The sequence below is a fragment of the Vibrio sp. 10N.261.52.A1 genome (genome assembly GCF_002876325.1).
Lineage (GTDB): Bacteria > Pseudomonadota > Gammaproteobacteria > Enterobacterales > Vibrionaceae > Vibrio > Vibrio chagasii.
In genome coordinates, this window is the sequence record NZ_MCYD01000643.1 from 1 (window position 1) to 9278 (window position 9278).

Consider the following 9278-nt stretch of genomic DNA (forward strand, 5'->3'; position numbering starts at 1 on the left):
ATAAACAAGCGCTAACCACCTCTGAAATGGGTGACAAGATTGCAGAGTACATCTTAGCTTCATAAGCATAACGATCTAAAGTAAGTACATAAGAATAATATCCAGCCAAGTCATCCAAAGTGCCTGACTTGGCTAGAAACAAACACTGGGACTGATGCTCCCAAGGAAGAAAAGCTATGTCGACAAACCAGCAAGCCAAAACCTTATACGAAAAAGTTTACGACGCGCACGTTGCAGTAGCAGCAGAAGGCGAAAACCCGATCCTTTACATCGACCGTCACCTAGTTCACGAAGTAACGTCACCTCAAGCCTTTGATGGCCTGCGTGAAAAAGGCCGTAAAGTTCGCCAAGTAGGCAAGACTTTCGCGACCATGGATCACAACGTATCCACACAAACCAAAGACATTAATGCTTCTGGCGAGATGGCGCGTATCCAAATGGAAACGCTATCAAAAAACTGTGAAGAGTTTGGTATAACGCTTTACGACCTAAACCACAAATACCAAGGTATTGTGCACGTAATGGGCCCTGAACTAGGTATTACTCTACCGGGTATGACTATCGTTTGTGGTGACTCGCACACCGCAACACACGGTGCATTTGGTTCTCTTGCATTCGGCATCGGTACTTCAGAAGTTGAGCACGTGCTAGCAACTCAAACGCTGAAACAAGCTCGCGCTAAAACCATGAAGATCGAAGTAAAAGGTAAGGTTGCTCCAGGCATCACTGCCAAAGATATCGTGCTAGCGATCATCGGTAAAACAACAGCGGCTGGAGGTACTGGCTACGTGGTTGAATTCTGCGGTGAGGCAATTACCGACCTTACAATGGAAGGCCGCATGACGGTATGTAACATGGCTATCGAGTTGGGTGCTAAAGCAGGCTTGATTGCACCGGATGAAACCACCTACGAATACATCAAGGGTCGTAAATTCTCTCCAGAAGGTGAAGAGTTTAACGCTGCCGTTGAATACTGGAACACACTAAAAACCGATGCTGACGCAAAGTTTGATGCTGTAGTAACTCTAGAAGCCGCAGACATCAAACCACAAGTAACTTGGGGCACTAACCCTGGTCAGGTAATTTCTGTTGATGCACCTATCCCAGCACCAGAAAGCTTCGCAGACCCTGTTGAAAAAGCATCGGCTGAAAAAGCACTGGCATACATGGGCTTAGAAGCGGGTAAATCTCTATCAGATTACAACGTAGATAAAGTATTCGTTGGCTCTTGTACTAACTCTCGTATCGAAGACATGCGCGCAGCCGCTGCAGTAGCGAAAGGTCGCCAAGTAGCAAAACATGTGCAAGCGCTTATCGTTCCGGGCTCTGAGCAAGTAAAAGCTCAAGCTGAAGCTGAAGGCTTAGATGTTATCTTCAAAGAAGCCGGGTTTGAGTGGCGTTTACCAGGTTGTTCTATGTGTCTTGCAATGAACAACGACCGTCTTGGTCCACAAGAGCGCTGCGCGTCTACATCAAACCGTAACTTTGAAGGTCGCCAAGGCCGTGATGGTCGTACGCACCTAGTTAGTCCTGCAATGGCTGCAGCCGCAGCGATCGCTGGCCACTTTGTCGATATTCGTGAACTTTAATTAGAGGATTTAACATGTCAGGTTTTCAACAACACACCGGATTAGTCGTTCCTCTAGATACGGCCAACATCGATACTGATGCGATCATTCCAAAGCAGTTCCTACAGAAAGTGAACCGCATTGGTTTTGGTAAGCACTTATTCCATGACTGGCGCTTCCTAGACGATGCTGGCGAACAGCCAAACCCAGAATTCGTGATGAATGCTCCGCGTTACCAAGGCGCTTCAATCCTGCTTGCTCGTGAAAACTTTGGTTGTGGTTCATCTCGTGAACACGCACCTTGGGCACTTGCTGATTACGGCATCCAAGTAATGATTGCGCCAAGCTTTGCAGACATCTTCTACGGTAACTCAATCAACAACCAAATGGTTCCTGTTCGATTGACTGAGCAAGAAGTGGATGAGATTTTCCAATTCGTAGAAGCGAACGAAGGCGCAGAGGTTACCGTTGATCTAGAAGCAATGAAAGTGAGCGCAAATGGCAAACAATACTCGTTTGAAATTGATGAGTTCCGTCGTCACTGCCTACTGAACGGTTTAGACAACATCGGTCTAACGCTGCAGCACGCTGATAAGATTTCAGAGTTTGAAGCTAAGATTCCTAGCTTCCTAAAATAATGAGACGTTTCTGAATAAATCCAAAGGTTGGCCAAGTGCCAACCTTTTTTATTTGGTTCAGCTTTAGTCTAAAGTGTCTACAAACTCTGATCTGTTATTTAACTAAAGATCCATGAAAGAAAATCGTAAAGCATAAGGTCTTAGTAGTCAGCTATCAGGAGAATGCCATGAAACAACTACTCGTTATTATCAGCCTACTTTTTTCAACCTTAGCTTGGTCGGCACCTAAGTCTGAACTGTGGCCGTACTGGAATCAAAGTAATGAGGCCAACTCAGAACAAGTTTCTCATCAAAGCTGGCAGCAATTCCTCGATAGCTACTTGGTTAAACAGGGGCAAAATACGTTAGTTCGTTATCAAGCAGTGACCGCTACAGATAAGTCAAAGCTGAAACAATACATCAAGCAGTTAGAGCAGATGAACCCACTCGAGCACCCAAAAGCAGAGCAGTACGCTTACTGGGTCAATCTATACAATGCCGTGACTGTTGAATTAATTCTCGATGCCTACCCAGTAAAATCTATCACTAAACTCGGCGGTCTGTTTAGCTTTGGGCCATGGGGAGATGATGTCGTATCAGTAAATGGTAAATCACTGACACTCAACGACATTGAGCACCGCATCCTAAGACCAATATGGCGAGATCCACGTACACACTACGCCGTAAACTGTGCCAGCCTAGGGTGTCCAAACCTCCAGCCTCAAGCCTTTACTTCTGACAACACCGAAACTCTACTGGAACAAGCAGCCTCTGAGTTTGTGAATAGTGACAAAGGTGTGGTGGTTAAAGGCAATAAGCTCCAGCTATCATCGATTTACGAGTGGTTCGCAGTGGACTTTGGTAACCAACAGCAGCTGATTCAACACTTAGATCAATATCGAGCTGAGCCTGTAAAGAATACCGACAAAATCAGCTATGACTACGACTGGTCACTCAACCAAGCAAAATAGCTTGCTGCCAGTCGCTCACGACTAAAACAAAAAAGAGGCTAGTGATATATTAACCACTAGCCTCTTTTCATCTATTTCACCGTGTTTTAGAGCTAGAAACTTGAACCAGGCTGCTGCAAGAATTCAACCTCTTCTGGCGTTGATGCTCTGCCTAACACCTCATTACGGTGCGGATAGCGACCAAAACGCTCAATGATAACCTTGTGCTTAAACTCAAAATCAAGATTATTTTCTAAGCCAGTTTGAGAAAAAAGTTCAACCGCCTGATCATGAATTAACAGTGACTCACTGTGCATGTAAGGCATGTATAGAAAGCTTTTCTGCTGCTGGTCAAGTTGATGGTCAAAACCACCCGCTACCGCTTCCTGCGCCAATGCTAACGCCATAGGGTCAGCTGAAAATGCAGCAGGGCTATTTCTGCCGATATTCCTTGAAAATTGGTCCAGTACAATAACCTCAGCTAAGCGCCCTTGTGCCGTTTGGCGCCATTCAAACAGCTCTCCTTGAATCGCGGCTTGATGTAAATCTGAGAATCGCTCTTTAATCAAAGCATCAATTTGCTCATCGCCAGTAAACCAGTCCTTTGGTGTTAGCTCATCAAACCAAAAGTCCAGAACGTCTTGATAACTGATAGACATATTTATTCCTTTAAATGAAAAAGCCGAGTAACTTCTTATCATTACTCGGCTTTGTACTCGATTACTTAAACCCTTTGATCTTCTTTATTAGGTCGTAAGCATTTTGAATTTCTTGTGATTTCTCTTTTGCAACGTTCATCATTTCTGGCGGTAGACCTTTCGCCATCAGTTTATCTGGGTGATGCTCATTCATCAGCTTACGGTAGGCCTTTTTCACTTCCTTGCCATCCGCACTTTCACTTACACCTAGCACCTTAAATGCATCGCCAAGTTGATTTTGTTGTGATGCTTGTTGCCAACCAGACGACTGCCCTTGGTGATGACCGCCGCCGAAGCTTCCACCCTGTTGTTGGAAGCGGAATGCCGCCTCTTGCATCTGTAAACGGCGCTCAAGTTGCTCTGCAGAAAAGCCAAGACCTTGAGCAATCTTATGAAGAACCTGACGTTCACTTGGGTGCAGACTTCCATCGGCAAATGCTGCTGATACTTGAAGCTCTAAAAAAAACTGAAGGAGGTCAAAACGTCCACCCGATGAGATTTTTACGCGCTCTAGGACATCACTAAGCGGGAAGTCGCTCTCTTTTCCTTCGCGGAATGCATCTTGTGCCGCTCTGCGTTGCTCGCCATGAAGATTCATACGCTCCATCATAGTAGAAGCCAGTTGAATCTCTTCGCGAGTTACTTGGCCTTTCGCTTTAGCAACATGCCCCATAACCGCAAAGGCAGATTTGAAAAACTCGTTTTGTCTTTCAGCTTGGTTTGGACCACGCCCAAAACCAGAGGTGTTGAACCCAGATTGGTTCAGTCGGCGAGCTTTATCGAATTGGTGTCCTAAAAATAGACCAAAAACTAAACCAAGTGGCCCTCCAAATAGAAAGCCAAAGAAAGCGCCCAAAATTTTGCCAAATATTTGCATTATGTGTTCTCTATCTATGAATTTTATCTGAGTAATGCTGTCTGATGATGCTGAATGCTAATATTTCCTTTATCATAAGGAAAATGCTTTATTAATTGGATTGATACTAGATCAACCCTTCATCTAGTGACACAGGATAGTTCAACTTCATGCAATCTTTTTCCCGCACCTTGTTAGCCGCGTCTATAAGTACGGCGTTATACGTGTCGACAACTCAAGCTGAAACAATAACCGATAGTAGTGTGCAGGAAATGCCCTCTATAGATCAATGCTTGATCGAGCCCGCTGCAGAAAACGAGACTCAACTACCCGCTCATGTTGAGTCAGATCGCTTAGAGGCTATCAATGGTGACAAGGCAATATATTCAGGTGACGTAAGAGTTACGCAAGGAAACAAGACCATCCTTGCCGATAATGTAACCCTTCACCAACAAGAAAACATCGTTGTAGCTGAAGGCAACGTAAACTTTAGTGATGGTCAAATTAAATCAATATCAGACAGAGCAACTAATAATCTGACGACTGATGAAATGACGCTAGAAAATACCGACTACGAATTTCTTTGTGAACCAGGCCGTGGTGATGCCGTTTACATCGCAAAAACAGGTAAAGCGGTTTATGAGATCGAAGATGGCTCGATCACCTCTTGTCCTATTGGGGACAATGCGTGGCGTCTGAGAGCATCGAGCATTAGTGTCGATCAAGATGAAGAGCAAGCTACTTTTTATAACCCACGTTTTGAAATTCAAAGTGTTCCCGTCTTTTACTTGCCTTACTTGACCGTACCAGTTGGTGACACTCGTAAGACAGGTTTCCTATACCCAACCGTATCTTACGGTTCAAGCGACGGTTTTGAAGCCGAGATCCCAGTATATTGGAACTTGGCACCAAACTATGACTTGGAAACGACGTTCAAGTACATGCAAGAGCGTGGAACGCAACTGAACAGTAAATTCCGTTACTTGAGCGATTTCGGTTCAGGTAGCATTAAGTCTGAATACCTACCAGATGATCAGAAGTTCAAAGAGAAAGGTGACCGCTGGGGCGCGCAACTAGAACACAGAGGAATATTCCAACAATCTTGGTTATTTGAAATTGATTATTCTAAAGTCAGTGATATCGACTACTTCACTGACGTTAGCGGAAGCAGCATTGGTAACCGTGAAGATGGCCAACTATTACAGGAAGGCCAAGCAACTTACCGTTCTCACAATTGGGATGCGTCAGTGCTTGTCCGAGACTTCCAAGTCCTAACAACCAGTAATAACCTACCTTACCGCCTGATGCCTCAGTTAGAATACAACTACTACGCGCCTGAGGTGATGGAATATTTGGACTTCGATATGATCAGTCATGTATCGATATTTGATACCGACGCAAAAGGCAAACCATCAGCGAATCGTATCCACGTAGAACCAGGTATTACTATACCTGTTGGAAATACTTGGGGTACATGGACGACAGAAGCAAGATTACTTGGCACTTATTACCAACAGGACCTTGATGGTGTTGATACTGGTGCAGGTTCTGACTATGAAGGCTTAGAAGAGTCGGTAAGTCGAGTTATCCCTGAATTTCGAAGCCATGCCGGTATCGTTCTTGAACGTGATACCACTATTGTTGGTAACTACACGCAAACACTCGAACCACAGGTTCAGTATTTGTATGTCCCAGAGCAAGATCAAAGTGATATTGGCCTGTACGACACGACACTATTACAAACAGATTACTACGGCTTATTTAGAAGTCGTAAATACAGTGGTGTAGACCGAATCGCTTCAGCAAACCAAATCAGCTATGGCGCCTCGTCTCGTTTCTTTGATGATGAATACCGAGAGCGCCTCAATATCTCTTTCGGTCAAATTTTTTATATCGACAAAGATACAAAACAGACTTTAGACAACGACGACTCAGACAAAAAAACTAACTATTCGTCTTGGGCTATTGAAATGGATTTTAACTATGATGACTACCTGTTCTACCATGGTGGCGTACAGTACGACATTGATAGCACAGCGATGCAACTTGCAAACAGCACATTAGAATATCGCTTCGCAGGCGGTTACATACAAACTAACTACCGCTATGTAACAGAAGAGTACATAAATGAAACTGTAGACTTTAACGTATCATCAATAACAAGAGACGGTATTTCACAAGCGGGTTTACTTGGTGCCTACCAAATTTCACCGAAATGGAGCACAAGTGCTCAATATTTCTACGACTTAACCACACAAGAAGATCTAGAGTGGTTAGCTCGTTTAAACTACAGATCGGATTGTTGGTACATCGGCTTTACCTATAGTAACCGTTTGACAAATAATATTAGTAACCCAAATACCACACCTGAATACGAAAACAACTTCAGTGTGAACTTCGGTATTATTGGCTTTGGTACCAATATCGGCTCTGATTCTGGCGCTATTGGGGAAAGCAGCTCCGATAACTCTCTGAGCTACGGTCGCCCATTCTTCTTAAATAACTAATTTTCTTTATTGATAACACATCAGTAAATTTAAAGGATTACACATGACATTGTGGAAACGCACATTAATCGCTATCGCAGCAGCTTGCACTGTATCAACAAGCTTTGCTGCGCCAGTTGAACTCGACAGCGTAAGAGTGATCGTCAACGAGGGCGTGATCTTGCAGAGCGACATCGATACGTCGATGAAAACGCTACGAGCAAATGCGAAGAAAAGCGGTCAGACATTACCCTCTCAAGACGTGCTTGATGAACAAGTACTTGAAAAGCTGATCATCGATACCATCCAAACTCAAGAAGCAGAACGAATCGGTGTTCGTATTGATGATGCTCGACTTGATCAAGCGATTGAGGGCATCGCCAAAGATAACAACCAAACCGTAGAACAACTCACCGCATCGGTTGCAGAAGAAGGCCTGAGCTACAACGCATTCCGTGAGCAAGTAAGAAAAGAGATCGCGGCCAGTGAAGCCCGTAATGCTCTTGTTCGTCGTCGTATCAACATTCTTCCAGCAGAAGTAGACAACCTAGCGGATATTCTTGCTCAAGAGACGAATGCGACAGTTCAATACAAGATTGGGCACATTCAACTTCGTTTCAACGATGACCAAACCAAAGAAGAGCTAGAAGCTCAAGCCAAAGAACTTGTAGAAGAGCTTAACTCTGGTAAAGACTTCAGCACCATGGCTTATACTTACTCTAAAGGCCCTAAAGCCCTACAAGGTGGTGATTGGGGCTGGATGCGTAAAGAAGAGATGCCAACCATCTTTGCAGACCAAATCAAAATGCAAAACAAAGGCAGTATCATTGGTCCTTTCCGCAGCGGAGTCGGCTTCCACATTCTAAAAATTGAAGATGTGAAAGGCTTAGAGACAGTAGCAGTTACTGAAGTAAATGCTCGTCATATCCTTATTAAACCAACCGTAATCCTAAGTGATGACGGGGCTAAAGAGCAGCTTGAAGAGATCACTCGTCGTGTAAATGCAGGCGAAGCAAGCTTTGGTGACCTAGCTCAGCAATACAGCCAAGACCCGGGCTCAGCGGTTCAAGATGGCGAACTAGGCTACCAAACACCGGATTTGTATGTTCCTGAATTCAAACACCAAGTAGAAACACTACCGGAAGGTAAAATTAGTGCGCCATTTAAAACCGTTCATGGCTGGCACATTGTCGAAGTACTGGACCGCCGTGAAGTCGACCGCACTGATTCAGCGTTGAAAAACAAAGCTTACCAAATTTTGTTTAACCGTAAGTTCAACGAAGAAGCAGGAGCTTGGCTGCAAGAAGTACGAGCGAGTGCCTTTGTTGAAATGGTTGAGGACGACCAAGATGACAACTAAACGTATTGTCATTACCGCGGGTGAACCCGCAGGGATAGGACCAGACTTAACTCTGGCGCTATCTCAAGAAAGCTGGCCTCACCAACTTGTGGTTTGTGCAGATAAAAACCTACTCGCGGAACGTGCTGAACTGCTGGGTATTGAAGTAGAACTGCTGGATTACGACGCAGCTGCACCTAAGCAGCCGCAACGCTCTGGCACGCTGGTTGTGAAACACATTCCACTTGCTGAAAGCGCTGTTGCAGGCCAACTTAACGAAGCTAATGGTCATTACGTATTAAATACTTTAGAAACCGCAGCAATTGGCTGTATGAATGATGAATTTGATGCTATTGTCACCGGCCCCGTTCACAAGGGTGTAATTAACCGAGCTGGCGTTGCTTTTAGCGGCCATACCGAGTTCTTTGCAGAGAAGTCCAACACGCCACTTGTGGTGATGATGTTGGCAACAGAAGGGCTGCGTGTTGCATTAGTAACAACACATATCCCACTAGCTAATGTATCTCAAGCAGTGACTGAAGACAGATTAGAGCAAATCATTGCGATTCTGAATAAAGATTTGGTCGAAAAGTTTGCGATTGAGAGACCAACTATCTACGTATGTGGTTTGAATCCACATGCCGGTGAAGATGGTTGTTTAGGACGTGAAGAAATTGAAACCATCACCCCTACGCTAGAAAAAATTCGTCAAAAAGATGGGATTAATTTGGTTGGCCCATTGCCAGCAGACACCATCTTTAATG

General features: G+C 44.5%; 8 protein-coding genes. 6 read left to right on the plus strand and 2 right to left on the minus strand.

Features of this window, described 5'->3' with window-relative positions; genetic code table 11:
* Window positions 1-176 precede the first annotated feature (176 nt).
* From leuC to BCT81_RS11930, 3 genes are all read left to right on the plus strand, one after another.
* The gene (gene leuC, locus BCT81_RS11920) at window positions 177-1589 is read left to right on the plus strand and encodes a 3-isopropylmalate dehydratase large subunit (RefSeq protein ID WP_102424498.1); all 1413 of its coding nucleotides are present in this window, start codon (window positions 177-179) and stop codon (window positions 1587-1589) included.
* 14 nt (window positions 1590-1603) lie between these two features.
* Window positions 1604-2206, plus strand: coding sequence for a 3-isopropylmalate dehydratase small subunit (leuD, locus tag BCT81_RS11925; RefSeq protein ID WP_102424499.1), 603 nt, complete (start codon window positions 1604-1606; stop codon window positions 2204-2206).
* A 167-nt stretch (window positions 2207-2373) separates the two neighbouring features.
* Entirely contained in the window at window positions 2374-3156 is a 783-nt protein-coding gene (locus BCT81_RS11930) for a DUF547 domain-containing protein (protein WP_102424502.1), read from the plus strand.
* Between the two features lie 92 nt (window positions 3157-3248).
* On the opposite strand, the gene BCT81_RS11935 is transcribed toward BCT81_RS11930, so the two are convergent.
* Together BCT81_RS11935 and djlA are read right to left on the minus strand one after the other, a co-directional pair.
* Window positions 3249-3794: a DUF924 family protein gene (locus BCT81_RS11935; RefSeq protein WP_102424504.1), complete on the minus strand. Its 546-nt coding sequence runs from the start codon at window positions 3792-3794 to the stop codon at window positions 3249-3251.
* Window positions 3795-3855: 61 nt separating this feature from the next.
* A complete protein-coding gene (djlA, locus tag BCT81_RS11940; RefSeq protein WP_102424506.1) occupies window positions 3856-4710 on the minus strand; it encodes a co-chaperone DjlA in 855 nt (284 codons plus the stop codon).
* Window positions 4711-4859: 149 nt separating this feature from the next.
* On the opposite strand from djlA, the gene lptD reads away from it, so the two are divergent.
* The 3 genes from lptD to BCT81_RS11955 all read left to right on the plus strand — a co-directional run.
* Window positions 4860-7196 (plus strand): LPS assembly protein LptD, encoded by a 2337-nt coding sequence (gene lptD, locus BCT81_RS11945; RefSeq protein WP_102424508.1) that lies wholly within the window; start codon window positions 4860-4862, stop codon window positions 7194-7196.
* Between the two features lie 43 nt (window positions 7197-7239).
* Window positions 7240-8535 carry a peptidylprolyl isomerase SurA gene (gene surA / locus BCT81_RS11950; protein ID WP_102424511.1) on the plus strand — a complete coding sequence of 432 codons (1296 nt, stop codon included), beginning with the start codon at window positions 7240-7242 and terminating at the stop codon, window positions 8533-8535.
* On the plus strand, window positions 8525-9278 hold a 754-nt coding region (locus BCT81_RS11955; RefSeq protein ID WP_102424513.1), incomplete at its 3' end, for a 4-hydroxythreonine-4-phosphate dehydrogenase PdxA. The genes surA and BCT81_RS11955, both read left to right, overlap by 11 nt.